Origin of the sequence: Nonomuraea sp. NPDC004580, from assembly GCF_040609855.1 — a bacterium.
GTDB classification, from domain to species: domain Bacteria; phylum Actinomycetota; class Actinomycetes; order Streptosporangiales; family Streptosporangiaceae; genus Nonomuraea; species Nonomuraea salmonea.
The window spans coordinates 1-26261 of the sequence record NZ_JBEXLH010000027.1; the positions used below are offsets into that span (position 1 = coordinate 1).

Here is a 26261-nt window from a genome sequence, read left to right on the forward strand (position 1 = left end):
TCCGCTGCCTCAAACGCTACATCGCCCGCGAGCTCTACCAGATCATCACCAGAACCGATCATGAAACCAGCGCTTGACATCAATAGGAGCATCCCACCCGATCCGCCCCCTGACGCCCGGGGGCGGATCGCCCGGTCGCGGGTGCTGTCGGAGAGGGGGTGGGTCTCGCGGCCGGTGGGTCGAGGTGGCTGTTCGTCAGCTTGTGTGGTGGGGCCGGGCGTGGTGGTTGGTTGTCAGCTTGTGTGGTGGGGCCGGGCGTGGTGGTCGGTTGTGAGGTTGTGTGGTGAGGCTAGGTGTGGTGGTCGGTTGTCAGGTTGAGCGGTGGGCGCGGGCGCGGCGCTTGGCGGCGTCGGTGCGTTCCAGCCACCACTCGGCCACCAGCAGGGGCAGCACCCAGCCGAGCCAGGCGCTCAGGGCCGCGATCGTCTGCATCAGCTGCGTCTCGTCGCCGTTGAAGGTCGTGTCTAGCTGGGGGAAGAGCAGGATTCCGAACAGCACGCCGTAGATGCGGTTGGTGACGATCGACATGGTCAGGGCGAAGCTGCGCACCATCCAGCGGCGGTGGTCAACGAAGCGGCGCTGCCTGGCCATCCGCCAGCCGGCCAGCGTGCAGCCCAGCCACAGCAGGGCCAGCAGGACGTTGCTGACCATCGTGACCGGGCCCCATGGTGTCGCCACGCCCACGGTCAGGCCGAGGAGACCGCTGGGGAGGCAGCCGGCGAAGACGTACACGCGGCCGATCCGGCGGTGTGCGCGGGGATGACGGGCGCGGAACCACGGCCAGATCTGCAGGCAGCACGTGATCATCGCGATCGAGCCGAACACCACGTGCAGGGAGAGCACCACGAAGTGCGGCGGGAAGAAATCAGGGGCCGGCACTCGTGACTGTGCGGGGTCCAGCGACAGGTACGGCGGCAGCGAGAACGCCACGAACGCCGCCGCCACCACCATCAACGGCGCCACCCACGGCCTGCGCCACCATCGAGGACGCACGACCGAGGCAGGAGCGTCCCGGCCGGAGGTGGCTCGGCCGGAGGTGGCTCGGCCGGAGGTGAGCGGGTCGGAGGTGAGCGGGCCGGAGGGGGTGCGGCCGGCTGGGGTCGGGTCGGCGGGGGTCTGGTTAGTGGGGATGGTCATGGTCCGAGGGTGGGGGGTGGCGCTGACCGTGGGCGTACCACCCGCTGACCGGACCGAGGGGGGTCGTCAATAAGCTGTTCTCACGATGACGGCCGCAATCGGGGGCGACACCGGCGGCCGGCAGATACGGCACGCGCATGCGTACGCGCGAAGAACATCAGGCGACGGGACAGATCGGGGCGGAGCCATGTCCGGAAACGGGTTGCGGCGGCGGGAGATGCTGGGTGCGGCGGGGGTGGCGGCCTGTGGGCTGGCGGCGCTGACCGCGTGCGGCTCAGGGGGCGCGCAGGCTCAGCCCAGCCTCAAGGGGAAGGTGCTGGCCAAGACGGCGGACGTGCCGGTGGGCGGGGGGAAGCTCATCGAGGACCTGAAGGTCGTGGTGACGCAGCCCGAGCCGGGGGTCTTCAAGGCGTTCAGCTCGCTGTGCACGCACAAGGGGTGTCAGGTCGGTACGCCCAAGGACAACGTCATCAGGTGCGCGTGCCACGGCAGCGAGTTCACCGCGGACACCGGCAAGGCGACGAAGGGACCGGCCACCGGGTCGCTGCCCTCCTTCCCGGTCAAGGTGGAAGGCGACGGCATCGTGATCGTCGGCTGAGCTCCGGAAGCCGGATGCGTTCTGCCAATCGGTAATTGTGCGTAGTCGGCCCGATTGGGGTGCGGCACGCTGAACCCCTGCCAGGGCGCGGGCCGTACCTGGGAGTGAAAGCCGATCTGGGAGGACGCACGATGACGGAAACGACGCGGCGGACGGTTGTCTTCGGGGCCGGCACCGCCGGCCTGGCGGCCGTGCTGACGGCCTGCGCGAGCTACGGCACGCCGGAGACCGAGGCGGACGTGGAGGCGCCGGTTGAGGAGGAGGCGTCGTCCGCACCCAAGAAGGGCGAGGCCAAGGCCAAGGCGAAGGCGCTGGCCGACACCAGCGACATCCCCGAGGGCGGGGGCAAGGTCTTCAAGAACCAGCAGATCGTCGTGACGCAGCCGACGGCCGGCGAGTTCAAGGCGTTCAGCGCGGTCTGCACCCACCAGGGCTGTACGGTCGCCTCGGTCTCGAACCAGACGATCAACTGCCCCTGCCACGGCAGCAAGTTCAGCATCGCCGACGGCTCGGTGACGGACGGACCGGCGGGCAGCCCGCTGGAGGAGAAGCAGATCGAAGTGGACGGCGAGAAGATCAGACTCGCCTGAGACTCGTCTCATGAATTTCTCAGCTGGGTGCGCTTGGGTGAGGCGCATGGCAGATGACCTTCAGAGCCGCAGAGCGGTGTTCGCGAGTGTCGGCGTGGGTGGCCTGGCGCTGGCGATCAGCGCGTGCAGCGGCGACTCCGGTACCGACACGGCGCAGACCGCGCCATCCCCAGCCGAGTCGAGCGCCCCGCAGTCGGGTGCCCCCGAGGCGAGCGCGACGGCGTCCGAGGCCCCGGCCGGCGGCGCGCTGGCCAAGACCGCCGACATCCCGGTGGGCGGCGGCACGGTCTTCAAGGAGCAGAAGATCGTGGTGACGCAGCCCACCGAGGGCGAGTTCAAGGCGTTCAGCGCGTTGTGCACGCACAAGGGCTGCCCGGTCACCAGCGTCGAGAACGGCGCGATCGTGTGCCCGTGCCACAACAGCATGTTCGCCATCGCCGACGGATCCGTGTCCGGCGGGCCGGCGCAGAAGCCCCTGCCGGCGCAGGAGATCAAGGTCGAGGGCGACAGCATCATGCTGGCCTGACCTGCTGGCCTGACCTGCTGGCCTGACCCTGCTGGACTGACGGGGTGCCCGCCGTGCGAGCGCGAAGAGTACGGCGGGCGACTCTGTCGGTATGGGCTACTAGGCTGACAGGCGTGGCGAGATCAACGGCTAACACCTTGAGTTTCCGGCCCAGGCCGGGTTCGATCCCAGAGTCCCCGGGGGTCTACAGGTTCAGGGACGCGCACGGCCGGGTGATCTACGTCGGCAAGGCCAAGAGCCTGCGCCAGCGGCTCAACTCCTACTTCGCCGACTTCTCCGCGCTGCATCCCCGCACGCAGTCGATGCTGACCACGGCCGCCGACGTCGACTGGACGGTCGTCGGCACCGAGGTCGAGGCGCTGCAGCTCGAATACTCCTGGATCAAGGAGTTCGACCCCCGCTTCAACGTCAAATACCGCGACGACAAGTCCTACCCCTACCTCGCGGTCACCATGGGCGACGACTTCCCGCGCGTGCAGGTCATGCGCGGCGCCAAGCGCAAGGGCACCCGTTATTTCGGCCCCTACTCCCACGCCTGGGCCATCCGCGAGACCGTCGACCTGCTGCTGCGGGTCTTCCCTGTGCGCACGTGCAGCGCCGGGGTGTTCAAGCGGGCGGGGCAGATCGGGCGGCCGTGCCTGCTGGGCTACATCGACAAGTGCTCGGCGCCGTGCGTCGGCCGGGTGACTCCTGAGGAGCACCGCGACCTGGCCGAGGACTTCTGCGACTTCATGGCGGGCAACACCAGCCGCTTCATCAAGCGTCTCGAGAAGGAGATGCGCGAGGCGGCCGCCGAGCAGGAGTACGAACGCGCCGCCCGGCTGCGTGACGACATCCAGGCGTTGCAGCGGGCGCTGGAGAAGCAGGCCGTCGTGCTCGGTGAGGGCACCGACGCCGACGTGATCGCGCTGGCGGAAGACCCGCTCGAAGCGGCCGTGCAGGTGTTCTACGTGCGCGGCGGGCGCATCAGGGGCCAGCGCGGCTGGGTGGTCGACAAGGTCGAGGAGACCTCGCCGGGCGAGCTGGTCGAGCAGTTCCTGCTGCAGATGTACGCCGAGGCCAACGCCGAGTCGATGCCCCGCGAGGTGCTGGTGCCCGCGCTGCCGCCCGACACCGAGGCGGTGGCCGAGCTGCTGACCGAGCAGCGCGGGGCCCGCGTCGAGGTGCGGGTGCCGCAGCGCGGCGACAAGAAGGCGCTGATGGAGACCGTCGAGCGCAACGCGAAGGAGTCGCTGGCCCAGCACAAGATCCGCCGCGCCGGCGACCTGACCACGCGCAGCAAGGCGCTGCAGGAGATCGCCGACGCGCTCGACCTCGACCAGGCGCCGCTGCGCATCGAGTGCTACGACGTCTCCCACCTGCAGGGAGAGAACGTCGTGGCGTCCATGGTGGTCTTCGAGGACGGCCTGGCCCGCAAGAGCGAATACCGGCGTTTCGCGGTCAAGACCAAGGAGGGCGACGTCGCCTCGATCCACGAGGTGATCACCCGCCGGTTCCGCCGCTATCTGGAGGAGCGCTCGGCGACCGGCGAGCTGGCGGCCGACGACGACGCGGGTGGCGGCCCCATCGATCCGGAGACCGGCAAGCCGCGCAAGTTCGCCTACCCGCCCAACCTCGTCGTGGTCGACGGCGCGGGCCCCCAGGCGGCCGCCGCGCAGCGGGCGCTCGACGAGCTCGGCATCGACGACGTGTCGGTGTGCGGCCTGGCCAAGCGGCTGGAGGAGGTGTGGCTGCCGGGCGACGACCAGCCGGTGATCATGCCTCGTTCAAGCGAGGGTCTCTACCTGCTGCAACGGGTGCGGGACGAAGCGCACAGGTTCGCCATCACCTACCATCGATCCAAGAGGTCCAAGACGGTGAAGGAGAGCGCGCTCGACGGCGTGCCCGGCCTAGGGCCGGCGCGAAGGCAGGCGCTGCTCAGACACTTCGGCTCCGTGAAAAAGCTACGCGAGGCCACTGCCGCCGAAATCTGCGAGGTTCCCGGCATCGGCCCGTCCATCGCCGAGGTCATCGTGTCGACGCTGAAGGGAGAGTCACCTTGATCTCGCCAGGATGCCAGGGTGCGCACGCCGTACGTTCCTGCCCGCCCGCGGGTGAGGTGAGACGATGAGCACCGAGCCGGCGTTCGTCATCGTCACCGGCATGTCCGGGGCGGGGCGCAGCACCGCCGCCAAGGCGCTCGAGGATCTGGGCTGGTTCGTCATCGACAACCTGCCGCCCGGGCTGCTGTTCGCCATGGCCGAGGAGGCGGGCAAGGTCAAGCTGGCCGCCGACAAGGTGGCCGCCGTCGTCGACGTGCGCAGCCTGGCCTTCACCACCGACCTCAACGCCGCCATCGAGGAGCTCGAAGGGCGCGGCGTCCGCGTGCGGGTGGTCTTCCTCGAGGCGAGCGACGAGGAGCTGGTGCGCAGGTTCGAGAACGTCCGCAGGCCCCACCCGCTGCAGGGCGAGGGGCGGCTGGTCGACGGCATCACCAGGGAGCGCGGCATCCTGCGCGAGGTGCGCGCCAACGCCGACCTGGTGATCGACACCTCCACCCACAACGTGCACGACCTGCGCGGCAAGATCGTCGACTTCTTCGGCGGCGACGACCGGCCGGGGCTGCGGCTCAACGTCGTGTCGTTCGGCTTCAAGTACGGCCTGCCGGTCGACGCCGACCTCGTGGTCGACTGCCGGTTCCTGCCCAACCCGCACTGGGTGCCCGAGCTGCGGCCGATGAACGGGCTCGACCCCGCGGTCAGCGACTACGTGCTCGGCCAGCCGGGCGCCAAGGAGTTCCTCGACGCCTACGAGGAGGTCCTGCAGGTGGTCGCGGCCGGCTACGCGCGCGAGGGCAAGAGCTACGCGACGCTCGCGGTGGGCTGCACCGGCGGCAAGCACCGCAGCGTGGCGATGGCCGAGCAGGTCGCCGCCCGGCTGCGTGATCGCGGCATGGAGGTCCAGGTGAGCCACCGGGATGTGGGGCGGGAGTGACCGATGAAGGCGTTCCGTCACCGATGACGGGCGCACCCGACGTCCTGGGCGTCGGCAGGACCGGCGTCGGGCCGGCGGTCGTCGCGCTGGGCGGCGGCCACGGGCTCTACGCGTCCCTGTCGGCCTTACGGATGGTGACCGACCGGTTGACCGCCGTGGTGACGGTCGCCGACGACGGCGGCTCCAGCGGGCGGCTGCGCCGCGAGCTGGGCGTGCTGCCGCCCGGTGACCTGCGCATGGCGCTGGCCGCGCTGTGCGGCGACGACGAGTGGGGCAGCACCTGGAGCGAGGTCGTCCAGCACCGCTTCCGCAGCGAGGGTGAGCTGCACGGCCACGCGGTCGGCAACCTGCTGATCGTGGCGCTGTGGGAGCTGCTCGGCGACCCGGTGGCCGGGCTCGACTGGGTCGGGCGGCTGCTGGGCGCGCACGGGCGGGTGCTGCCGATGGCCTCGGTGCCGCTCGACATCGTGGCCGAGGTGGAGCTCGACGGCGTCATCTCGCCCGTACGCGGCCAGGTGGCCTGCGCCTCGACGCCTGGCCGCGTACAGGCCATCTCGCTGGTGCCCGAGGACCCGCCGGCCAGGCCGGAGGCGGTCGCGGCGGTGCTGGAGGCCGACTGGGTGGTGTTCGGGCCAGGGTCGTGGTTCACCAGCGTGCTGCCGCACCTCAAGGTGCCCGCGCTGGCCAGGGCGCTGCACGCCACCCGCGCGAAGCGGCTGGTCACGCTCAACCTCGCCCCCCAGCCGGGCGAGACCGACGACTTCTCCCCCCAGCAGCACCTGGAGGTGCTCGGGCAGCACGCTCCCGACCTGTCGATCGACGTGGTGCTCGCCGACACCGGGGTCGTCGACGATCCCGACGCCCTCGACAAGGCGGCGGGCGCGCTCGGCGCCAGGCTCGTCATGGCCGACGTGGCCGCCTCCGACGGCTCGCCCCGGCATGACCCACGACGTCTTGCCTCCGTCCTGGACGAGATTTTCCTCCAGAAGCGTTGATCCTGGTCGGCGTGGCGCGAAGGTGCGAGAGACTCAAGAGAGCCGGTCTGAATGGGGGAGAGGACTAACGCATGGCGATGACAGGTGTGGTGAAGGACGAGCTGAGCCGCCTGCCGGTGCTGAAGCCGTGCTGCCGCAAGGCGGAGGTATCGACGCTGCTGCGGTTCGCCAGCGGCCTGCACCTGGTGGGCGGGCGGATCGTGATCGAGGCCGAGCTCGACACCAACGCCACCGCGCGGCGGCTGATCAAGGACATCGGCGAGGTGTTCGGGCACAAGGCCGAGGTGCTGGTGCTGGCCCCCGCCGGGCTGCGCAAGGGCTCGCGCTACGTCGTACGCGTCTACCGCGACGGTGAGGCGCTGGCCAGGCAGACGGGTCTCATCGACAACCACGGCCGCCCCGTGCGAGGGCTGCCCCGCCAGGTCGTGGCGGGCGCGGCCTGCGACGCCGAGGCCGCCTGGCGCGGCGCGTTCCTGGCCCACGGCTCGCTGACCGAGCCCGGCCGGTCGATGTCGCTGGAGGTCACCTGCCCGGGGCCGGAGGCGGCGCTGGCGCTGGTGGGCTCGGCGCGGCGGCTGAAGATCCACGCCAAGGCGCGCGAGGTGCGCGGGGTGGACCGCGTGGTGGTCCGCGACGGCGACGCCATCAGCGCGCTGCTGACCCGCCTCGGGGCGCACGACAGCGTGCTGGCCTGGGAGGAGCGGCGGATGCGCCGCGAGGTGCGGGCCACCGCCAACCGGCTGGCCAACTTCGACGACGCCAACCTGCGGCGCTCGGCGCGGGCCGCGGTGGCGGCGGGCGCGCGGGTGCAGCGGGCGCTGGAGATCCTCGGCGACGAGGCGCCCGAGCACCTCGTGGTGGCCGGGCGGCTGCGGGTGGAGCACAAGCAGGCGTCGCTGGAGGAGCTCGGGCAGATCGCCGACCCGCCGCTGACGAAGGACGCCATCGCGGGGCGCATCAGGCGGTTGCTGGCGATGGCCGACAAGAGGGCGTCCGACCTGGGCATTCCCAACACTGAGGCCAATCTCACAGTGGACATGCTGGCCCCGTGACCGGTTTCGCCGGCGCATAGGGACGGGCACCACCCGTCCCTCGCCGGGGCGGCGGGCTAGTCGCGGGCGGGCTTGCGCGGGGTGAACAGGTCCGTGGTGGGCTTGGGGGCGGGTTGCTGGGCGGGCTCGAAGGGGGCTCGATACTCCGGCTCGCCGGAGGAGTCCTCCGGCTGGTCGGGTGTCTCGGCGCGTTGCGCCCGGCGCACACGCAGGACCCGCAGGGTGAGCAGGACGAGCGCGGCCAGCGCGGCCACGGCGATGTAGAGCCAGGCCGGCCAGGTCTCGGCCAGCGGCTCGCGGTAGACGCGCAGCGCGTACGGCAGGCCCTGGTTGAAGACGGGCAGGCTGACGTCGGACAGGTCGGCGGGCGTGCGGTCAGCGGGCGTGCGCAGGCCCGCGCCGATCAGCACGGACGAGCCGGTGATCTGGCCGGCCGCGACGGCGCCGCCCGCGTACACGGCGGCGAGGGGGACGAGCAGGAGGCTGCGCGGGCGTACGGCGCCCATGGCGAGCGTGACGAGGAGGGCGATGAGCAGCGACAGTGCCAGCGAGATGGGCACTCCGCCCCCGAAGCTCATCACCGCCTCCGGCAGGCTCTCCTGGTACAGCACCGCCGCCCCGAGCCCCGCCGCGCAGACGAGCGCGGCGAGCAGGCCGATGAAGAGCCCGGATAGTAGGCCGGACCGCTTATGTGACATCTCAGCCCCCAGAGAATGCACGAATTTACTCCGACGAGTCGGGCACTTTACTCGAACCTCGCAAAACGTGTCGTAGGAACGCCGATTCACATGGCGGTACCTGCAGTGGTCTAAACCAATTTGGGTCCGATAAGGTTCGTGATTGAGGTTTCCAGCCCGCATCTGTTCGAGGAGATCGGTTCCCGTGAGCATCCGCGTAGGCGTCAACGGCTTCGGCCGCATCGGTCGCAACTTCTGGCGCGCTGTCGCCGCCAGCGGCAAGGACATCGAGATCGTCGCGGTCAACGACCTGACCGACGTTGCGACGCTCGCGCACCTGCTGAAGTACGACAGCATCCTGGGCCGCCTGCCCTACGAGGTGAAGGCCGGCGGCGACGAGATCACGGTCGACGGCAAGTCGATCAAGGTCTTCGCCGAGCGTGACCCGGGCAAGCTGCCGTGGGGTGACCTCGGTGTCGACGTCGTCGTCGAGTCGACCGGCCTGTTCACCGACGCCGCCAAGGCCAAGGTGCACGCCGACAACGGCGCGAAGAAGGTCATCATCTCCGCCCCGGCGAAGAACGAGGACGTCACCCTCGTGCTGGGCGTCAACGACGGCGCGTACGACCCGGCCCAGCACACGATCATCTCCAACGCCTCCTGCACCACCAACTGCCTGGCCCCGATGGCCAAGGTCATCCACGACTCCTTCACCATCGAGAAGGGTCTGATGACCACCATCCACGCCTACACGCAGGACCAGAACCTGCAGGACGGCCCGCACAAGGACCTGCGCCGTGCCCGCGCCGCCGCGCTCAACGTGGTGCCCACCTCCACCGGCGCTGCCAAGGCCATCGGCCTGGTCCTGCCCGAGCTCAAGGGCAAGCTCGACGGCTTCGCCATGCGCGTGCCGATCCCCACCGGCTCGGCCACCGACCTGACCGTCGAGGTCGGCCGCGACGTCACGGTCGAGGAGGTCAACGCCGCGGTCAAGACCGCCGCCGAGGGCCCGCTCAAGGGCATCCTCACCTACACCGAGGACCCGATCGTGTCCTCCGACATCGTCACCGACCCGGCCTCCTGCATCTTCGACGCCGGGCTCACCAAGGTGATCGGCAACCAGGTCAAGGTCGTCGGCTGGTACGACAACGAGTGGGGCTACTCCAACCGCCTGGCCGACCTGGTCGAGCTGGTGGGCCGCGGGCTCTGATGCCGGAGCGGTCGCGTACACACCGGGGCGCGCCGTCCGCGTGCCCCGCAGGAACGGGAGCATGAGCATGCGCACGCTCGACGATCTCGACGTGAAGGGGCGGCGCGTGCTCGTGCGCGCCGACCTCAACGTCCCCCTCGACGGGGAGACGATCACCGACGACGGCCGCATCCGCGCGTCGGTCCCGACGATCAAGGCCCTGCTGGAGCGGGGCGCCAAGGTCGTCGTCTGCGCCCACCTGGGCAGGCCCAAGGGCAAGGCCGAGCCGAAATACTCGCTGCGGCCCGTCGCGGCCCGCCTGGGCGAGCTGCTCGGCCAGGACGTCGCCTTCGCCACCGACGTGGTCGGCGACAGCGCCGCGAGCACGGTGGAGGCGCTCCAGGACGGTCAGGTGGCCCTGCTGGAGAACCTCCGCTACGAGCCGGGCGAGGAGTCCAAGGACGACGCCGAGCGCGGCGCGTTCGCGGCGAAGCTGGCCGGCCTCGCCGAGCTCTACGTCGGCGACGGCTTCGGCGCCGTGCACCGCAAGCACGCCAGCGTCTACGACGTGCCCAGGCTGCTGCCGCACGCGGCGGGCGGGCTGGTCGAGGCCGAGGTCGGGGTGTTGCGCAGGCTCACCGAGGACACCGAGCGCCCCTACGTGGTCGTGCTCGGCGGCGCCAAGGTCTCCGACAAGCTGGGCGTCATCGCCAACCTGCTGACCAAGGTCGACAGGCTGCTCATCGGCGGCGGCATGGCGTACACGTTCCTGAAGGCCCAGGGCCACGAGGTCGGCAACTCGCTGCTGCAGGAGGACCAGCTCGACCAGGTGCGCGGCTTCCTCAACGAGGCCGGGCGGCGTGGCGTCGAGCTGGTGCTGCCCGTCGACGTGCTCGCGGCGGTCACCTACGCGCCCGACGCCGAGCACGACGTGGTCGAGGCCACCGCGATCCCGGCCGACCGCGAGGGGCTCGACATCGGGCCGAAGACGCGCGAGCTGTTCGCGAGCAAGGTCGCCGACGCCAAGACCGTGTTCTGGAACGGGCCGATGGGCGTGTTCGAGTTCGACGCGTTCTCCGGCGGCACCAAGGCCGTGGCCGAGGCGCTCATCGGCGCCGACGCGTTCACCGTGGTGGGCGGCGGCGACTCCGCGGCCGCCGTACGCAGGCTCGGCCTGCCCGAGGACGGCTTCTCGCACATCTCCACGGGTGGCGGGGCCAGCCTCGAATACCTCGAGGGCAAGACCCTCCCCGGACTCGCGGCCCTGGAGGACTGAGAGTTGCAGCGCAAGCCGCTCATCGCCGGCAACTGGAAGATGAACCTCAACCACTTCGAGGCCATCGCGCTGGTCCAGAAGCTGGCCTTCGCGCTCAACGACAAGGACTTCGACAAGGTCGAGGTCGCCGTCCTGCCTCCTTACACCGACCTGCGCAGCGTCCAGACCCTGGTCGACGGCGACAAGCTCAGGATCGTGTACGGCGCCCAGGACCTGTCCAGGCACGACGGTGGCGCCTACACCGGTGAGGTGTCGGGCGCCATGCTGGCCAAGCTCGGCTGCACCTACGTGACGATCGGCCACTCCGAGCGCCGCCAATACCACGGCGAGGACGACGACCTCGTCAACGCCAAGGTGCAGGCGGCCTACCGCCACTCGCTGACGCCCATCCTGTGCGTGGGCGAGGGCCTGGAGGTGCGTCAAGAGGGCGGCCACATCGCGTACAGTCTCGGCCAACTCGACGGCGCGCTGCGCAAAATCGACGCCGAGCAGGCAAAATCGATAGTGGTGGCCTACGAACCGGTGTGGGCGATCGGCACCGGCGAGGTGGCCACCCCTGAGGACGCACAGGAGGTCTGCGGAGCGTTGCGAGTGAGACTCGCTGAGCTCTACGACACCGAAGTGGCCTCGGGGATCCGTATCCTTTACGGTGGCTCGGTCAAGTCAGGGAACATCGCGGGGATCATGGCTCAGCCGGATGTCGACGGCGCGCTCGTGGGCGGTGCCAGCATCGACGCCGGGGAGTTCGCGAAGATCTGCCGATTCTCTGATATACCCGGCTAACTCGGCCGTTCTGGGGGTGCGACTTGACATCAGGTCGTACCCTCAAGAGGCAAGTTTGAATCGTCACGCGTAACAGAGCATCGAAGGAACAGGCATACCGTGGAACTCGGAATCTCCATCGCCCTCATCCTGGCGAGCCTTCTCATGATCCTGCTCGTCCTGCTCCACAAGGGCAAGGGTGGTGGCCTGTCTGACATGTTCGGCGGCGGTTTCTCGTCGAACTTCGGTGGTTCCTCGGTGGTGGAGCGCAACCTCGACCGGCTGACCGTCATCACGGGCGTGGTCTGGTTCGTCTGCATCATCGCTCTGGGCCTGCTTCTGCGGTCCTGAGCACTTAGTTAACGCGTGACAGTGATTCTCCCCCCGTGTCCGCACACGGGGCGATCGAGCGAGGAGTTCATCCGTGGGTAGTGGCAACGCGATCCGTGGCAGCCGAGTCGGCGCCGGCCCGATGGGGGAGGCCGAGCGCGGCGAGGCGGCTCCGAGAGTGCGGGTCTCGTTCTGGTGCGCCAACATGCACGAGACGCGCCCCAGTTTCGCCAGCGACGCGGCGGTCCCCGAGCTGTGGGACTGCCCGCGTTGTGGCCTCCCAGCCGGCCAGGACGAGGAGGCCCCGCCTGCCCCGCCGAAGAACGAGCCGTACAAGACGCACCTGGCTTACGTGAAGGAGCGCAGGAGCGACAAGGACGGCAAGGCGATCCTCGAGGAGGCACTGGAGCGCCTGCGCAGCAGCAAGTCCCCCTGGTAACGGCGGTAGAAGGGGCCCCGGCGACGCCGGGGCCCCTTCGGCTTGTCTCAGGCCCTCTCGTGCACGACCTCGCCGTCCACGAACGTCATCCGCACCCGTGTCGTCCAGATGTCGCCGGGCGGCAGCTCGAACGGGTCGCGGTCGAGCACCACCAGGTCGGCGGGCCGGCCCGGCTCGATGCGCCCCGCCGGTGAGCGGTTGATCCAGGCAGAGCCCTCGGTGTACGCCCGCATCGCCGTCGCCAGGCCGATGCGCTGGCCGGGCAGGAACGGCGTCTGCGCCGTCGGGTAGCCGGCGTGCACCGAGCCGCCCGGTTCCGTACGGTTGACCGCCACGTGCATGCCCTGCAGCGGGTCGGCGCTGGAGACCGGCCAGTCGCTGCCCGCGCACAGCCGGGTGCCGCAGGACACCAGGTCGGCGAACGGATATTGCCACGACGAGCGCGGCTCGCCCAGGTAGGGCAGGGTCAGCTCGTCCATCTGCGCGTGGTGGGTGGCCCACAGCGGCTGCAGGTTGGCCGTGACGCCGAGCGCGGCGAAGCGCGGCACGTCGGACGGCTCGATGATCTGCAGGTGGGCGATGTGGTGGCGGTTGGCCGGGTCGGTGCCCTCCAGGCTGTCCAGCGCCTCGCGCACCGCGCGCTCGCCGATGGCGTGGAAGTGCACCTGGAAGCCGCGCCTGTCCAGCTCGGCGACGTACTCCTTGAGCTTCACGGGGTCCACGTACGACAGGCCCGTGCCCCCGCACAGGCAGTACGGCTCCAGCGTGGCGGCGGTGAAGTTCTCCGTGATGCCGTCCTGCATGATCTTGACCGAGCCGGCCCTGAACCGCTCCAGGCCCGCCGCCGACGCGCGCCTTGCCTCCAGGTCCTCGACCTGCTCCGATCCCCGGGCGCGGTCCCACCACAGGGCGCCCGTCACACGGGCCCGCAGGCGCCCTGAGCGGGCCGCGGACAGGTAGGTGGGCAGCGGGTCGTCGGAGCCCGCGTACGAGCCCACGATGGCGTCCTGCCAGCCGGTGACGCCCAGCGAGAACAGGTGCCGCTCGGCGTCCGCCAGCGCGTCCTGGAGGTCCTGGGCGGTGGGGCGGGGGGTGAGCAGGCCGACGAGGTCCATCGCGCCCTCGTGCAGGACGCCCGTCGGCACGCCGCTCGCGTCGCGCTCGATGCGGCCGTCGGCGGGGTCGGGGGTGTCGCGGGTGATGCCGGCGCGTTCGAGTGCCCGGGTGTTGACCCAGGCGGCGTGGTGGTCGCGCTGGATCAGATAGGCGGGACGGTCGAGAAAGTCGATCTCGTCCCGGTGGGGAAGACCGCCGGGAAATGCCGACATGTCCCATCCGCCGCCATCGATCCACTCCTTATCCCGATTTTTCGCGGCATAGTCCGCGATCTTTTCTTTGTACGCCTCAAGGCCGAAAACTTCAGACAAGTCGCACTTCGCGCGTTCGAGGCCCGCCTGAATCGGGTGCATGTGCGCGTCCGTGAAACCCGGCACCAGCAGGCCGCCGCCGAGATCCACCGTCTCGTGCGGCTCGCGCGCCAGCTCCCCCTCCGGCCCCACGGCGGCGATCACGCCGCCCCGCACCAGCACGGCCGCGGTCACGACACCCTCGGGGGTGAAGACCCGGCCGCCGCGGAAGAGGATGTTCATCGTGTGTGTCCTTTCTCGCAGTCGCTCCATCTTGCCGTGCCCGCCCGCCTCCAGGGTCCTGGGGTGACATAGGGCGATATAAGCGGACATCTGGCGATGAATCACGCGATGTAAACACGTCGGTAGCGGCCGCGTAACAGCCGCGCGGCAGGCTCTGACGCATGGGATTCCTGCGCATCCGCACCACGGTGGACGAGCGGCCCGGCCGGCTGGCCTCGCTGGCCTCGGCCCTGGCCGACAGGGGCGGCAACATCCTCGGCCTGAGCGTACAGTCCGACACCGAAGGCACCGTCGACGAGTTCGTCGCCGAGATCCCCGCCGCGCCCGAGACCGTGCGCGCGGCCCTGGAGGCGGCCGGCGGCCGCCGCGTCCAGGTGGTGCCGGCCACCGCCCACGAGCTGACCGACGAGCCCACCAGGGCGCTGCTGCTGGCCTCCAGGCTGCGCACGATGCCGTGGCGGCTGCCCGAGCTGCTGGCCGAGCTGCTGCGCGCGGACGACGCCAGGTGGATCTATGGTGAGGCGGTGAGTGATCTTCCCGACCCGACCCAGCTCCTCGTGCCGGTCGCGCCCAAGCGGGCGGTCCGGCTGCGCCGCGCGGAGCTGCCTTTCACCCTGACCGAGGCGGCCAGGGCGGCCGCCTTCGCCAGGCTCGCCCAGCCCGCCACCGAGCAGCCCGCCGCCGAGCGCGCGATCAAGCTCGCCGACGGCGTCGAGGTGACCGTGCGGCCGCTCACCTCGATCTACCGCGAGGCCGTACGCGACCTGCACGACCGCTGCTCGCCCGAATCGCGCAGGTTCCGCTACTTCACCGCGATGCCGACGCTGCCGCCGCGCATGTTCGACCGGCTGTGCGACAGGAACAAGGGCCACTCGCTGGTCGCCGGGCACGACGGGCAGGTCGTGGGCATGGCCAACCTGCTGTTCACCCCCGACCCCGGCATCGCGGAGATGGCCTTCCTCGTCGAGGACCGCTGGCAGGGGCGCGGTCTCGGCACGGCGATGGCGCGGATGCTCGTCCGCACGGCCCGCGACCTGGGCTATGCCGAGGTCAAGGCGTCCATGCTGTCCGACAACGCACGGATGCGCCGGCTGCTCGTCTCGCTGGGCGCCACGCTCGGCTACACCGACGACCCCGGCGTGGTCGAGGCGCGGCTGCCGGTGGGGGCGGTGGTGCCGGCCTGAGACAGGAGGTCGCCCCCGCTGGGCTCGTACGGGGACACGTTCTAAGCTGGCGAGGGTGACGGCGACGGCGGCGGGCGCGCGGACGCAGGAGCAGCTGCGGCAGCGGAACCTGAGCGAGGTGCTGCGGCGCGTGCACAAAGAGGGGGCGGTGTCGCGGGCCGCGCTGAGCCGCCGCATGGGACTCAACCGCAGCACGATCATGGACCTGACCGCCGAGCTGGCCGCGGCGGGGCTCGTCCGCGAGGGGCTGCCCGGCAGCCGGGGGCGTGCGGGGCGGCCGTCCATCGTGGTCGTGCCCGAGCAGGAGCGGCTGTACGGGCTCGCGTTCGACGTCGCCGTGGACCGGCTGCTCGCGGCCCGGGTGGGGCTCGGCGGGCGGGTGCTCGACCGGCGCGAGGCCGTGCGCGCGCGGGCCGGGGTCGATCTGGAGGACGTCGTCGGCGTCCTCGCCGCCTTCGGGCGCGAACTGGTCGCCGAGGCGGCTCCCGGGTCGGTGTGCGTGGGGGTCGGGGCGTCGTACTGCGGGCTGATCAGGCGGGCCGACGGCACCGTACGGTATGGGCCGCATCTCGGCTGGGTGGACCAGGCGTTCGGCGCCGAGCTGGCCGCCGGGCTCGGGCTGGGGCTGCCGGTCGAGGTGGGCAACGAGGCGCACCTGGGCGCGGTCGCCGAGCATGTACGAGGGGCGGGCCGCGACGTCGACAACCTCATCTACCTGCACGGCGACGTCGGCGTCGGCGGCGGCATCATCGTCGGAGGCAAGCTGCTCGACGGCGACGGAGGCTACGGCTGCGAGCTCGGCCACATGCTGGTCAACCCCTTCGACGGGCGGCCCTGCCTGTGCGGGTCGCGCGGCTGCCTGGAGGCTGAGGCGGGGGAGGAGGCGCTGCTCGGGTACGCGGGACGGACCGGCGAGCTCGTCGGCCGCGAGGGCATCAGGACCGTCGTCGCCCTCGCCGCCACCGGCGACGCCCGCGCCCGCCACGCGCTCGACCGCGTCGGCGACTGGCTCGGCGTCGGGATCGTCAACCTCATCAACCTGTTCAACCCGGCGCTCGTGGTCTTCGGCGGCATGCTGCGCGACGTCTACCCGGGCGCCGCGTCACGGGTGCGCGCCCGCGTGGACGCGCACGTGCTGCCGGTCTCGCGCGAACGCGTCCGGCTGGCCGTGACCGCGCTCGGCGACGACACCACGCTCGCCGGGGCGGCCGAGCTCGCCTTCGCCGGCCTCCTGGACAACCCACTCGACACGGTGGCCGCCCTGCGCTGACCTCCGCGAACCGGCGTCAGCCCGTGCCCGTCTCGTCCTCGCTCGCGTCGTTCCGGCGCTGGTCTGTGGCGGGTTCTTCGCGCTGGATGCCCAGGTGGCGTTGGATGCGGTCGAGGCTCTCCTGGATCCTGGTGAGGCGGTCGATCAGCGAGGGGTCGTTGGAGAAGAGCATCTCGCCGGAGCGCTCCTTGGAGCCGCGGCCGACGCGGTTGAGCACGCGCTGGCGTACGTCCGTCAGGTCCGCGCCCGCGTCGGCGAGCGCCTGGGCGGCCGGGCCCTCGCCCTCCCTGATCAGCCCGAGCAGGATGTGCTCGGTGCCGATGTAGTTGTGGCGCAGCTGCAGGGCCTCGCGCAGCGACAGCTCCAGGACCTTCTTGGCGCGCGGCGTGAACGGGATGTGCCCGCCGGGCGGCTTGTCGCCGTGGCCCACCTCCCGCTCCACGAAGGCGCGTACGCGCTCCAGCTGCACGCCGCACCCGTCGAGCACGAGGGAGGCGAGCCCTTCGCGCTCGTGGATGAGGCCGAGCAATATGTGCTCCGTGCCGATGTAGTTGTGGTTCATCATCCGCGCCTCCTCCTGGGCGAGGACGACGACCCTGCGCGCACGGTCGGTGAAGCGTTCGAACACCGGGGGCCTCCGTTCGGCTGGGGCTGCCTCCACTATGCGCTAGAAAACCGGCTGTGAGGGGTATTTGTCCTGTGTGGATCTCGACGAGGTGGCGGACCGCCTGTACGGGGTGCCGCCGCCGGAGTTCACCGCCGCCCGGGCGGAGGCGGCCCGCGCGGCCAAGGAGGCGGGCGACGCCGGGCTCGCCAAGGAGATCGCGAAGCTGCGCAAGCCCACGGTGTCGGCCTGGGCGGTGAACCGGCTCTCCCGCGAGCATCCCGCCGAGCTGGACGAGCTGCTGGAGGTGGGGGAGCGGCTGCGCGCGGCCTGGCAGGAGCAGGACGCGGACGAGCTGGCCGGGCTGACCCGGCTCAGGGGCGAGGTGAGCGCCAAGGTGGGCCGCCTGGCCAGGCAGGCCGGTGACCTGTCGGCCGCCGCCGCCACCGAGGTGGACCAGACGCTGGACGCGGCTCTCGTGGACGAGGAGGCGGCCGCCGAGGTGCGGCGGGGCCGCCTGGCCAAGCCCCTGCAGTACAGCGGCTTCGCCCCCGCACCCGTCGCCCGGCCGCGGCCGTCGCGCGCCAAGAAGAAGGGCGAGGCCGCCGAGGCCGCCGAGGCCGCCGAGGCCGACGAGGCCGACGAGGCGCGCAGGCGCGAGGAGGAGGCGGCCAGGAAGGCCAGGGAGCGCGAGGAGGCCGAGGCGGCGCACCGGGAGTGGCTGGCGACGCTGGAGAGCGCTCAGCGGGAGTACGACGAGCGGGCGGAGAGGGTGCAGCGCCTGGAGAAGAAGCTCGCCAAGGCCCGCGGAAAGCTCGACGACGCCAGGCAGCGCCTGGAGGTCACGAAGCGCGAGGAACGCCACGCCCGGCAACGGCTGGAGCGGTGGACCGGGCCGGTTGAAGGGCCGGGCCGGCGGCGGGCGCAGCGGTGAGGCTGGTGCGGGCGCGGTGGGGAGTCCGGCCTGACGGGTTGCCGAGTAGTGGGCGTTACCTGGGGCGGTGGGCGGTGGCGAGGTAGGCGCAGACGGGGAAGCCGTCCTGTTCGTACGGAGCCGCGAGCGCCAGGTAGTGGGCTTTGACACGTTCCACGACCTCGGGCGGGCGGGCGGCGATCGTGCCGAAGCGGGCGCCGCCCGCCGCGACCACGTCGGTCCACCACGTCGCGAGGTCGACCTGGTGCCGCCAGCGGACGCACTCCACGGCCGGTTCGCCGAAGCCCGCCTCGGTCAGCAGGGCCGTGAAGCGGGGCGGGGTGTCGTGGGCGGAGAACGGCCTGACCGGCGGATCGTAGGGGATGCCCGCCTGGGCGATGGCGTCGGCGAAGACGTTGGTGGCGGTCATCTCGTCGCTCTTCCACCAGGTCAGCGCGAGCGTGCCGCCGGGACGCAGCAGCCGGTGCAGCTCGGCGAGCGCCGCGCGGGTGTCGGGGACGTGGTTGATGACGAAGTTGCCGGCGATCGCGTCGAAGCGCCCGTCCTCGAACGGCAGGTCGGGCAGGGCGGCGAGCCGCACGGTCGCGTACGGGTGCCGCCGGGCGGCCAGCTCCAGCATGGCGGCGTCGGCGTCGACGGCGGTGACCTCGGCGCCCAGCGCCAGCGCGGCGGCCGTCACCACGCCGGTGCCGCAGCCCACGTCGAGCAGGCGCGGTGCCCGGCCAGGACAGGACTTGGCGAGGAGGGGGCCGACGGTGTGACAGCTGAGGTGGGCGAAGCCGCGATCGTACGCTTCGGCGTTGGTCACCGCCTCAGCTTAACCCAGTCGGATAAACTGACAATCTGGTGTGAGATTCAGCCGAAAAGCCTGTCCTTCGAGGGAACACCCGTCCTAGGGTCGTCCGCATGACCATCGACGCCTTCATCGACGCCCTGCCCAAGGTCGAGCTGCACGTCCACCTCATCGGCTCCGCCTCGGTGCCGACCGTGCTGGAGCTCGCCAGGCGCCACCCCGGCAGCGGCGTGCCCGCGGACGAGGAGGAGCTGCGCCGCTTCTACACCTTCACCGACTTCCCGCACTTCGCCCGCGTGTACGGCGCCGTCAACGCCCTCGTACGCGAGCCGGAGGACATCGCCACCCTCGTGCTCGGCCTGGCCCGCGACCTCGCCTCCCAGGGCGGTCGCTACGCGGAGCTGCAGGTCACCCCGTACGCCCACCGCCTGGTCGGGCTCCCCATGCGCGCGGTCACCGAGGCGCTCGACCTGGCCGCCGGCCGCTCGCTCACCGAGCACGGCGTCGAGATGGCGTACATCTTCGACATCCCCGGCGAGTACGGCGAGGAGGCCGCCAAGGTGACGCTGGAGCACGCCCTGCAAGAACCTCCCGCAGCATTGGTAGGTTTCGGCATCGGCGGGATCGAGCAGGAACGCCCGAAATACCGCGACGCCTACCGTGCCGCGTTCACCGCCGCGCGGGCGGCCGGGCTGCACAGCGTCCCGCACGGCGGGGAGATGAGCGGGCCCGAGACGATCTGGGAGGTCGTCGAGCACTACGGCGCCGAGCGCATCGGCCACGGCATCAACTGCCTGGACGACCCCCGCCTGGTGGCCCACCTGCGCGAGACCGGGATCCCGCTCGACGTGTGCCCCACCTCGAACCTGTGCACCGGCCAGATCGCCCGCATCGAGGACCATCCGCTGCCCCGCCTGCTGGCCGAGGGCTTGTTCGTGACGCTGAACAGCGACGACCCGCCCATGTTCGCGACCACGCTGGCCGACGAGTACCGGGTCGCCGCCCGGGTCTTCGGGCTCGGCCGGCAGGACCTGGCCGAGCTGGCACGCAACGGGGTGCGGGCGTCGTACCTGGCGGAGGAGCGCAAGCAGGCGCTGCTCGCCGAGATCGACGCCCTCACCGCGACTGCCTGACGCGGCAGAAGCCGCTCGAAGGCGAACACGCCGGGCCCGGTCGCACAAGGAGACCGGGCCCGGAGCGATCTGGGCCAACCGCGAGGCCGGATGGCTCGCGGGCCGGTTCAGGGAGAGGCGTGGCGGCCGAGGCCGGGCGGGATCTTGGCCGCGGCGGCCCGGTCGAGCAGGAACAGCGTCCGCCCGCGCCCCCGCGCCCCCGCCGCCGGCACCTGGACGGGGCCGGAGTCGGACAGCGCCATGCGTACCGCACCCGACTTCTCCTCACCGGCCGCGACCACCCACACCTCGCGCGAGGCCTGGATGGCGGGCAGGGTCAGCGAGATGCGGGTCGGCGGCGGCTTGGGCGAGCCGTGCACGGCCACCACGGGACGCGTGTCGTACAGGGCGGGCATGCCGGGGAACAGCGACGCCACGTGGGAGTCGGGCCCCATGCCGAGCAGCATCACGTCGAAGGCCGGCACCGGGCCGTGGTCCTCGGGCCGCGCGGCCCTGCGCAGCTCGGCGGCGTACGCGTCGGCGGACTCCTCGGCCGACATGCCGGAGTCGGGGCCGCGCATGACGTGCACCCGCTCCGGATCGACGTCGACGTGGTCGAGCAGCGCCTGGCGGGCGCCGGTCTCGTTGCGCTCCTTGTCGCCGTCGGGCAGGAAGCGTTCGTCGCCCCACCAGACGTCGAGGCGCCGCCAGTCGACGGCGTCCCTGGCGGGCGTGGCCGCGATGGCGGCCAGCGTGGCGACGCCGACCGTGCCGCCCGTCAGCACGATCGACGCCGAGCCCTTGGCCGACTGCACGTCGACCAGCCGTGTGATGATGCGCGCCGCCACGGCCTTGGCCAGGACGTCGGCGTCGCGGTGCACGACGATGCTGGGCACGCTCACTTTGCTCATCCCTTGAACGTCCTCGCGAACCGCTTCACCGCGGCCTCGTAGATCTCGTCGCTGTCGAGCCTGCGCAACTCCTCCGCCATCAGCTCGGAGGTTTGCCGCCTGGCCAGTGCCACGTTCCTGTCGGGCTGGCCGGGGCGGGAGAGCGTGGCCAGCCGGGCGTCGGTGCGCACGACGGACAGCTCACCCTCGGCGAGCTGCAGGCGTACGGCGGTCAGGCCGGGACCCGCCGACTCGCTCACCTTGACCGAGCAGCCCAGCCGCTCCGACAGCCACGCCGCGAGCAGCGGCGCGCTGGGATGGCCCGCGGAGGCTTCGACGACGCCCTTGCGCACCTTGCCCGCCGGCTGGTCGAACGCGGCGGCGAGCAGGCTGCGCCACGGCGTCAGCCGGGCCCAGGCCAGGTCGGTGTCGCCGCGGGCGTAGCCCCTGGCACGGATGACCAGCGACTTGACGCCGCCGTCGTCGAAGCCCTTGGCGTCGGTGATGCGCCGCTGTGCGAGCGCCCCGATGGCGTCCTTGGACGGCACGTCGGGCGCCGCGCCCGGCCACCAGGCCACGACCGGCGTGTCGGGCAGCAGCAGCGGGCTGACGACGGAGTCGGCGTGCTCGGTCAGCTCGCCGTACAGGCGCAGCACCACGACCTCGCCCGGCGTGTTCTCGCCGATGCGCAGCTCGGCGTCGAGCCTGATCGGCTCGTCCTCCTCGCGCTTGATCACCACGATGATGCGCGACGGGTGCTCGCGGGCCGCCTCGGTGGCGGCGCGCAGCGCGTCGTACTGGTGGCGCTCCTCGCTCACCACGACGAGCGTGAGCACCATGCCGATGGCCGGCGCGCCCATCTGGTGCCGCAGGTGCGTGAACTGGGCGGCGATCTTCCCGGCCGTGGTGTCGGTCAGCATGAAGGTGGTCATGTCAGAGCCTCCTCCACACGCGGCCGTCGCGGGCCATCATCGCATCGGCCGACTCGGGGCCCCACGACCCCGACTCGTACGCCTCAGGCTGGCCCTGCGTGGCCCAGAACTCCTCGATCGGGTCGAGGATCTTCCACGACAGCTCCACCTCCCGCTGGTGCGGGAACAACGGTGGATCGCCGATCATCACGTCGAGCAGCAATCGCTCGTACGCCTCCGGCGACGACTCCAGGAACGACTCGCCGTAGGCGAAGTCCATGGACACGTCGCGCACCTCCATCGCCGTGCCCGGCACCTTCGAGCCGAAGCGCACGGTGATGCCCTCGTCCGGCTGCACGCGCACGACCAGCGCGTTCTGGCCCAGGATCTCGGTGTCGTCGGCGCTGAAGGGCAGGTGCGGCGCCCGCTGGAACACCACGGCCACCTCGGTCACCCGGCGCCCCAGCCGCTTGCCGGTGCGCAGGTAGAACGGCACCCCGGCCCAGCGCCTGTTGGCGATCTCCAGCTTGATCGCGGCGTACGTCTCGGTCGTGGACTCGGGCGAGATGCCCTCCTCCTGGAGGTAGCCGACGACCTTCTCGCCGCCCTGCCAGCCGGCGGCGTACTGGCCGCGGGCGGTGTTGAGCCCCAGGTTGGCCGGCAGCCGCACGGCCTTGAGCACCTTCTCCTTCTCCCGGCGCAGCGAGGCCGCCTCGAACGAGGTCGGGTCCTCCATCGCGACCAGCGCGAGCAGCTGGAGCAGGTGGTTCTGGATCACGTCGCGGGCGGCGCCGATGCCGTCGTAGTAGCCGGCCCGGCCGCCGATGCCGATGTCCTCGGCCATCGTGATCTGCACGTGGTCGACGAAGCTGCGGTTCCAGATGGGCTCGTAGAGGTTGTTGGCGAACCTCAGCGCCATGATGTTCTGGACGGTCTCCTTGCCCAGGTAGTGGTCGATCCTGAAGATCGAGCTCTCCGGGAAGGCCGAGGTGGTGATCTCGTTCAGCTCGTGGGCCGACTGCAGGTCGTGGCCGAACGGCTTCTCGATCACCACGCGCCGCCACGAGCCGTCGGGGGCGTCGGACAGGCGGGTGCGCTTGAGCTGCTCCACCACCACGGGGAAGAACTTCGGCGGCACCGACAGGTAGAAAGCGTAGTTTCCGCCCGTGCCCCGGGTCTCGTCGATCTCGGCCAACGCCATGGCGAGCGCGTCGAAGGCGCCGTCGTCGGAGAACTCGCCGGGCACGAAGTGGATGCCCTCGCGCAGCTGCTTCCAGACCTCCTCGCGGAACGGAGTCCGCGCATGCGCCTTGACGGCCTCGTACGTCAACTGGGCGAAATCCTGGTCCTTCCAATCGCGCCGGGCGAAGCCGACCAGCGAGAAGCCGGGTGGCAGCAGCCCCCGGTTGCCCAGGTCGTAAATGGCCGGCAACAGCTTGCGCTTGGCCAGGTCACCCGTCACGCCGAACAACACCATCACGCACGGCCCTGCCACCCTGGGCAGCCGCTTGTCGCGCGGGTCGCGCAGCGGGTTGGCCGCCGCCACCGCCTCGGTCGTGGCGGTTCCGGCGACGGCCGACGCCACGGCGAGCGCCTCTTCCGCGGGAGCCGCGGCGACGGGCTCCTTCGCGGATGCCGCGGGGTCTGCGCGGTCAGTCATCTCAAGCCTCCTGTGCGGCTGCGAGCAAACGCGCGACTCCCGCCGCGCGGTCGGTCAGATGCAGGCGTACGGCGGGGCGCCCGCGGGTCTCCAGGGCCCCCAGGTCGCCCAGCGCCTGCGCGAGCTGGAGCCGGCCCAGCGTGTAGGGCCGGCCGGGAACGGCGACGTCTTCGTCCACTGCCCCCGTGATCTGCAGAAACACGCCGTTCTGCGGCCCGCCCTTGTGGTATTGCCCGGTCGAGTGCAGGTAGCGCGGCCCCCACCCGAACGTCACCGGCCGGTCGGTGCGCAGCGCGAGCAGGGTGCGCAGGGTCAGCGGGTCGGCCATCATCCAGGCGTCGGTCATCTGCTCGAAGTCGGCGCCGTCGGGCACCGGGGCGTCGAAGGCGGCCAGCCGGTCGAGGTAGGCGGTGACCGCGAGGTAGCCGTCGCCCGGAATCGCGTGCAGCAGCTCGGCGAACAGGCCGGGCAGGTCCTTCGCCGTCGCCGCGCCGTACGCCTCGACCGGGCCGTCCACGAACGACGGCGCGCCGGTCGGCAGGTCGGGCAGGGCCAGCAGCGCGTCGGCGCCCGCGGCCGACTCGGCCACGTTGGGCTCGTCGAACGGGTTGACGCCCAGCACCGAGCAGGCGAGGGCGGTGGCGTACTCCCAGACCAGGAACTGCGCGCCCAGCGGCCCGTCCACCCGCACGTCGCCGACGTCGGAGTCGATGGCGACGACCAGCTCGTCGCGGGTGCCGTTGGGGTCGGCGCCCACCACCGGCAGGATCCCCCTGCCCTGCTTGCCGGTGGACTCCGCGACCAGCTCCTCGATCCAGTCGGGCAGGCCGTTGATGGCCGTCAGCTGGTCTTCGAGCACCAGCTTGTCGCGGCCGGCCAGCGCCGCGCCGGCGAGCGCGGCGCCCAGCTCGAGGCCGGGGTTGCCGGTGTCACGCGACAGCAGCGGCGACACCTCGTCGGCGTCGTCCAGCAGCCGCTCCACGTCGGCCCCCGCCAGCGCGGCGGGCACCAGCCCGAACGCCGACAGCGCCGAGTAGCGGCCGCCCACGCTGAGAGCGGCGGGCACGAGCTGGTAGCCGGCCGAAACGGCCCGCCGTTCGAGCGGCGAGCCGGGAGCGGTGACGATCACGATGTGGCCGGCCGGGTCGAGCCCCGCGTCGGCGAACCGCTGCTCGTAGACGCGCAGCAGGCTGTCGGTCTCGACCGTCGAGCCGCTGCGCCCCGCCACCACCACGACCGTGGCGGAAAGGCCCTCGGCCAGGGCCCTGCGGACCTGGCCGGGGTCGGTCGTGTCGAGCACGGTGAGCGGCACGTCGGCGGTGTCGCAGATGACCTGCGCCGCCAGCGACGAGCCGCCCATGCCGGCCAGCACCACGTTCGTCAGGCCCGCGGCGCGGGCCCGGCCCGCGAGCTCGCCCAGCACGGGCAGCAGCTCGCGGGAGTGGCGGGGCAGCGACAGCCAGCCGAGCCGGGCCGCCGCCTCCGCCTCGGCGTCCTCACCCCACAACGTGGGGTCGCCGCCGGCGAGCCGCGCGGGCACGCCGTCGGCGACGAGGCGCCCCGCGACGGAGGAGGCGGCGGATGCCACCCCCTCCTCGCGGTAGGAGACCTCCATCACGGAACCAGGTTCTTGGTGACGCTCTCGAGCAGCTCGTTCCAGGACGCCTCGAACTTCTCCACGCCCTCGTCCTCCAGCACCTTCACGACGTCGTCGTAGTCGATGCCGGCGTCCTTGAGCGCGGCCATGGTGTTCCAGGCCTGCTCGTAGAACGGGCGCACGGTGTCGCCCGAGATGGCGGCGTGGTCGGCCGTGGCGTCGAGCGTCTTCTCCGGCATCGTGTTGACGGTGCCGGGCGCGACGAGCTGGTCGACGTAGAGGGTGTCGGAGTATTCGGGGTTCTTGACGCCGGTCGAGGCCCACAGCGGCCGCTGCGGCCGCGCGCCCGCCTCGCGCAGGCGCTGCCAGCGCTCGGAGTTCATCACGTCCTCGAACGCCGCGTACGCCAGGCGCGCGTTGGCCACGCCCGCCTTGCCCTTCAGCTCCGGCTTGCCCAGCTTGTCGAGCCGCTTGTCGATCTCGGTGTCGACGCGGCTGACGAAGAACGAGGCCACCGACTCGATCGTGGCCAGGTTGAGCCCCTTGGCCTGTGCGGCCTCCAGGCCGGCGAGCCAGGCGTCCATGACCGCGCGGTAACGCTCGAGGGAGAAGATCAGCGTGACGTTGACGCTGATGCCCTCCGACAGCGCCTGCGTGATCGCGGGCAGGCCCTCCACCGTGGCCGGAATCTTGATCATCAGGTTGGGCCGGTCGACCAGCCACCACAGCGCCCTGGCCTCGGCGATCGTCTTCTCGGAGTCGCGCGCCAGGCGCGGGTCGACCTCCAGCGACACGCGGCCGTCCACGCCGCCGCTGGAGTCGTAGACCGGGCGCAGCACGTCGGCGGCCCAGCGGATGTCGTAGGCGGTGATGGCGCGCACGGCCTCGCCGACGTCGACGCCGCGGACCGCGAGGTCGTGCAGCTGGGCGTCGTAGGCGTCGCCCTTGCTGAGCGCGTTGGCGAAGATCGTCGGGTTGGACGTCACCCCGACGACGTTCTTGGCGCGGATCAGCTCTTCGAGGTTGCCGGTGCGCAGCCGCTCACGGCTGATGTCGTCGAGCCAGATGGCCACGCCCTGGCCGGACAGCTTGTTGAGGATCTCGCTCATCTTT

General features: G+C 71.4%; 25 protein-coding genes and 1 pseudogene. 16 read left to right on the plus strand and 10 right to left on the minus strand.

What is annotated here, in order from left to right:
- Nucleotides 1-309: 309 nt before the first annotated feature.
- Nucleotides 310-1137, minus strand: a complete 828-nt coding sequence (locus ABZW11_RS25680) for a DUF2306 domain-containing protein (RefSeq protein WP_355421754.1) — start codon at nt 1135-1137, stop codon at nt 310-312.
- A 187-nt stretch (nt 1138-1324) separates the two neighbouring features.
- Here ABZW11_RS25680 and ABZW11_RS25685 point away from each other — a divergent pair, with 187 nt between their 5' ends.
- From ABZW11_RS25685 to whiA, 7 genes are all read left to right on the plus strand, one after another.
- Nucleotides 1325-1735 carry a Rieske (2Fe-2S) protein gene (locus tag ABZW11_RS25685; protein WP_355421757.1) on the plus strand — a complete coding sequence of 137 codons (411 nt, stop codon included), beginning with the start codon at nt 1325-1327 and terminating at the stop codon, nt 1733-1735.
- Between the two features lie 131 nt (nt 1736-1866).
- Nucleotides 1867-2325 (plus strand): Rieske (2Fe-2S) protein, encoded by a 459-nt coding sequence (locus ABZW11_RS25690; RefSeq protein ID WP_355421760.1) that lies wholly within the window; start codon nt 1867-1869, stop codon nt 2323-2325.
- Between the two features lie 46 nt (nt 2326-2371).
- Complete coding sequence (locus ABZW11_RS25695; protein WP_345386159.1) at nt 2372-2851, plus strand: Rieske (2Fe-2S) protein; 480 nt, start codon at nt 2372-2374, stop codon at nt 2849-2851.
- A 113-nt stretch (nt 2852-2964) separates the two neighbouring features.
- Nucleotides 2965-4893, plus strand: a complete 1929-nt coding sequence (uvrC, locus tag ABZW11_RS25700) for an excinuclease ABC subunit UvrC (protein WP_355421763.1) — start codon at nt 2965-2967, stop codon at nt 4891-4893.
- A gap of 64 nt (nt 4894-4957) precedes the next feature.
- Nucleotides 4958-5824, plus strand: a complete 867-nt coding sequence (gene rapZ / locus ABZW11_RS25705) for an RNase adapter RapZ (protein WP_355421766.1) — start codon at nt 4958-4960, stop codon at nt 5822-5824.
- Between the two features lie 23 nt (nt 5825-5847).
- Nucleotides 5848-6819: a uridine diphosphate-N-acetylglucosamine-binding protein YvcK gene (gene yvcK, locus ABZW11_RS25710; protein ID WP_355421768.1), complete on the plus strand. Its 972-nt coding sequence runs from the start codon at nt 5848-5850 to the stop codon at nt 6817-6819.
- Nucleotides 6820-6890: 71 nt separating this feature from the next.
- Complete coding sequence (gene whiA, locus ABZW11_RS25715) at nt 6891-7871, plus strand: DNA-binding protein WhiA (protein ID WP_026214667.1); 981 nt, start codon at nt 6891-6893, stop codon at nt 7869-7871.
- Nucleotides 7872-7927: 56 nt separating this feature from the next.
- On the opposite strand, the gene ABZW11_RS25720 is transcribed toward whiA, so the two are convergent.
- Complete coding sequence (locus ABZW11_RS25720) at nt 7928-8569, minus strand: hypothetical protein (RefSeq protein WP_355421771.1); 642 nt, start codon at nt 8567-8569, stop codon at nt 7928-7930.
- 184 nt (nt 8570-8753) lie between these two features.
- On the opposite strand from ABZW11_RS25720, the gene gap reads away from it, so the two are divergent.
- From gap to ABZW11_RS25745, 5 genes are all read left to right on the plus strand, one after another.
- Nucleotides 8754-9758 carry a type I glyceraldehyde-3-phosphate dehydrogenase gene (gap, locus tag ABZW11_RS25725; RefSeq protein ID WP_355421774.1) on the plus strand — a complete coding sequence of 335 codons (1005 nt, stop codon included), beginning with the start codon at nt 8754-8756 and terminating at the stop codon, nt 9756-9758.
- Nucleotides 9759-9825: 67 nt separating this feature from the next.
- Nucleotides 9826-11013, plus strand: a complete 1188-nt coding sequence (locus tag ABZW11_RS25730; protein ID WP_355421982.1) for a phosphoglycerate kinase — start codon at nt 9826-9828, stop codon at nt 11011-11013.
- Nucleotides 11014-11016: 3 nt separating this feature from the next.
- Nucleotides 11017-11796 (plus strand): triose-phosphate isomerase, encoded by a 780-nt coding sequence (gene tpiA, locus ABZW11_RS25735; RefSeq protein WP_355421777.1) that lies wholly within the window; start codon nt 11017-11019, stop codon nt 11794-11796.
- Nucleotides 11797-11895: 99 nt separating this feature from the next.
- Nucleotides 11896-12126 (plus strand): preprotein translocase subunit SecG, encoded by a 231-nt coding sequence (gene secG / locus ABZW11_RS25740; RefSeq protein WP_345386151.1) that lies wholly within the window; start codon nt 11896-11898, stop codon nt 12124-12126.
- Between the two features lie 73 nt (nt 12127-12199).
- Nucleotides 12200-12544, plus strand: coding sequence for an RNA polymerase-binding protein RbpA (locus tag ABZW11_RS25745; protein WP_355421780.1), 345 nt, complete (start codon nt 12200-12202; stop codon nt 12542-12544).
- Between the two features lie 47 nt (nt 12545-12591).
- Here the strand turns inward: ABZW11_RS25745 and ABZW11_RS25750 are convergent, their stop codons facing one another.
- On the minus strand, nt 12592-14193 hold the full coding sequence (locus ABZW11_RS25750) for an amidohydrolase (RefSeq protein ID WP_355421783.1): 1602 nt from the start codon (nt 14191-14193) through the stop codon (nt 12592-12594).
- A 161-nt stretch (nt 14194-14354) separates the two neighbouring features.
- On the opposite strand from ABZW11_RS25750, the gene ABZW11_RS25755 reads away from it, so the two are divergent.
- Together ABZW11_RS25755 and ABZW11_RS25760 are read left to right on the plus strand one after the other, a co-directional pair.
- Nucleotides 14355-15377 carry a GNAT family N-acetyltransferase gene (locus tag ABZW11_RS25755; protein WP_355421785.1) on the plus strand — a complete coding sequence of 341 codons (1023 nt, stop codon included), beginning with the start codon at nt 14355-14357 and terminating at the stop codon, nt 15375-15377.
- A gap of 46 nt (nt 15378-15423) precedes the next feature.
- Entirely contained in the window at nt 15424-16647 is a 1224-nt protein-coding gene (locus tag ABZW11_RS25760; RefSeq protein WP_355421985.1) for an ROK family protein, read from the plus strand.
- Between the two features lie 211 nt (nt 16648-16858).
- Here the strand turns inward: ABZW11_RS25760 and ABZW11_RS25765 are convergent.
- Nucleotides 16859-17275 (minus strand): annotated as a pseudogene (locus ABZW11_RS25765) (Clp protease N-terminal domain-containing protein); the annotation flags it as partial.
- A gap of 73 nt (nt 17276-17348) precedes the next feature.
- Between ABZW11_RS25765 and ABZW11_RS25770 the strand changes: the two are divergent.
- Nucleotides 17349-18185 carry a hypothetical protein gene (locus tag ABZW11_RS25770; RefSeq protein ID WP_355421788.1) on the plus strand — a complete coding sequence of 279 codons (837 nt, stop codon included), beginning with the start codon at nt 17349-17351 and terminating at the stop codon, nt 18183-18185.
- A gap of 55 nt (nt 18186-18240) precedes the next feature.
- Here the strand turns inward: ABZW11_RS25770 and ABZW11_RS25775 are convergent, their stop codons facing one another.
- The gene (locus tag ABZW11_RS25775; protein WP_355421791.1) at nt 18241-18993 is read right to left on the minus strand and encodes a methyltransferase domain-containing protein; all 753 of its coding nucleotides are present in this window, start codon (nt 18991-18993) and stop codon (nt 18241-18243) included.
- Nucleotides 18994-19091: 98 nt separating this feature from the next.
- Here ABZW11_RS25775 and add point away from each other — a divergent pair, with 98 nt between their 5' ends.
- The gene (gene add / locus ABZW11_RS25780; protein WP_355421794.1) at nt 19092-20111 is read left to right on the plus strand and encodes an adenosine deaminase; all 1020 of its coding nucleotides are present in this window, start codon (nt 19092-19094) and stop codon (nt 20109-20111) included.
- Nucleotides 20112-20218: 107 nt separating this feature from the next.
- On the opposite strand, the gene pgl is transcribed toward add, so the two are convergent.
- Genes pgl through tal form a run of 5 tightly spaced genes read right to left on the minus strand, consistent with a single transcriptional unit; the run spans nt 20219 to nt 26257 of the window.
- Nucleotides 20219-20992 (minus strand): 6-phosphogluconolactonase, encoded by a 774-nt coding sequence (gene pgl / locus ABZW11_RS25785; RefSeq protein ID WP_355421988.1) that lies wholly within the window; start codon nt 20990-20992, stop codon nt 20219-20221.
- A 5-nt stretch (nt 20993-20997) separates the two neighbouring features.
- Nucleotides 20998-21912: a glucose-6-phosphate dehydrogenase assembly protein OpcA gene (locus ABZW11_RS25790; protein ID WP_355421797.1), complete on the minus strand. Its 915-nt coding sequence runs from the start codon at nt 21910-21912 to the stop codon at nt 20998-21000.
- 1 nt (nt 21913) lies between these two features.
- Nucleotides 21914-23551 carry a glucose-6-phosphate dehydrogenase gene (gene zwf / locus ABZW11_RS25795; protein WP_355421800.1) on the minus strand — a complete coding sequence of 546 codons (1638 nt, stop codon included), beginning with the start codon at nt 23549-23551 and terminating at the stop codon, nt 21914-21916.
- 1 nt (nt 23552) lies between these two features.
- Nucleotides 23553-25166, minus strand: a complete 1614-nt coding sequence (locus ABZW11_RS25800) for a glucose-6-phosphate isomerase (RefSeq protein WP_355421991.1) — start codon at nt 25164-25166, stop codon at nt 23553-23555.
- A complete protein-coding gene (tal, locus tag ABZW11_RS25805) occupies nt 25166-26257 on the minus strand; it encodes a transaldolase (RefSeq protein WP_355421803.1) in 1092 nt (363 codons plus the stop codon). Before tal ends, ABZW11_RS25800 begins: the two co-directional genes overlap by 1 nt.
- Between the last annotated feature and the right edge of the window lie 4 nt (nt 26258-26261).

Excerpts from the sequence above, each read along its gene's own strand:
- ABZW11_RS25680 (WP_355421754.1), bottom strand. The coding sequence starts at position 1,137 with ATGACCATCCCCACTAACCAGACCCCCGCCGACCCGACCCCAGCCGGC.
- ABZW11_RS25685 (WP_355421757.1), top strand. The coding sequence starts at position 1,325 with ATGTCCGGAAACGGGTTGCGGCGGCGGGAGATGCTGGGTGCGGCGGGG.
- ABZW11_RS25690 (WP_355421760.1), top strand. The coding sequence starts at position 1,867 with ATGACGGAAACGACGCGGCGGACGGTTGTCTTCGGGGCCGGCACCGCC.
- ABZW11_RS25695 (WP_345386159.1), top strand. The coding sequence starts at position 2,372 with ATGGCAGATGACCTTCAGAGCCGCAGAGCGGTGTTCGCGAGTGTCGGC.
- rapZ (WP_355421766.1), top strand. The coding sequence starts at position 4,958 with ATGAGCACCGAGCCGGCGTTCGTCATCGTCACCGGCATGTCCGGGGCG.
- yvcK (WP_355421768.1), top strand. The coding sequence starts at position 5,848 with ATGACGGGCGCACCCGACGTCCTGGGCGTCGGCAGGACCGGCGTCGGG.
- whiA (WP_026214667.1), top strand. The coding sequence starts at position 6,891 with ATGGCGATGACAGGTGTGGTGAAGGACGAGCTGAGCCGCCTGCCGGTG.
- ABZW11_RS25720 (WP_355421771.1), bottom strand. The coding sequence starts at position 8,569 with ATGTCACATAAGCGGTCCGGCCTACTATCCGGGCTCTTCATCGGCCTG.
- ABZW11_RS25730 (WP_355421982.1), top strand. The coding sequence starts at position 9,826 with ATGCGCACGCTCGACGATCTCGACGTGAAGGGGCGGCGCGTGCTCGTG.
- ABZW11_RS25750 (WP_355421783.1), bottom strand. The coding sequence starts at position 14,193 with ATGAACATCCTCTTCCGCGGCGGCCGGGTCTTCACCCCCGAGGGTGTC.
- ABZW11_RS25755 (WP_355421785.1), top strand. The coding sequence starts at position 14,355 with ATGGGATTCCTGCGCATCCGCACCACGGTGGACGAGCGGCCCGGCCGG.
- add (WP_355421794.1), top strand. The coding sequence starts at position 19,092 with ATGACCATCGACGCCTTCATCGACGCCCTGCCCAAGGTCGAGCTGCAC.
- ABZW11_RS25790 (WP_355421797.1), bottom strand. The coding sequence starts at position 21,912 with ATGACCACCTTCATGCTGACCGACACCACGGCCGGGAAGATCGCCGCC.
- zwf (WP_355421800.1), bottom strand. The coding sequence starts at position 23,551 with ATGACTGACCGCGCAGACCCCGCGGCATCCGCGAAGGAGCCCGTCGCC.
- ABZW11_RS25800 (WP_355421991.1), bottom strand. The coding sequence starts at position 25,166 with ATGGAGGTCTCCTACCGCGAGGAGGGGGTGGCATCCGCCGCCTCCTCC.
- tal (WP_355421803.1), bottom strand. The coding sequence starts at position 26,257 with ATGAGCGAGATCCTCAACAAGCTGTCCGGCCAGGGCGTGGCCATCTGG.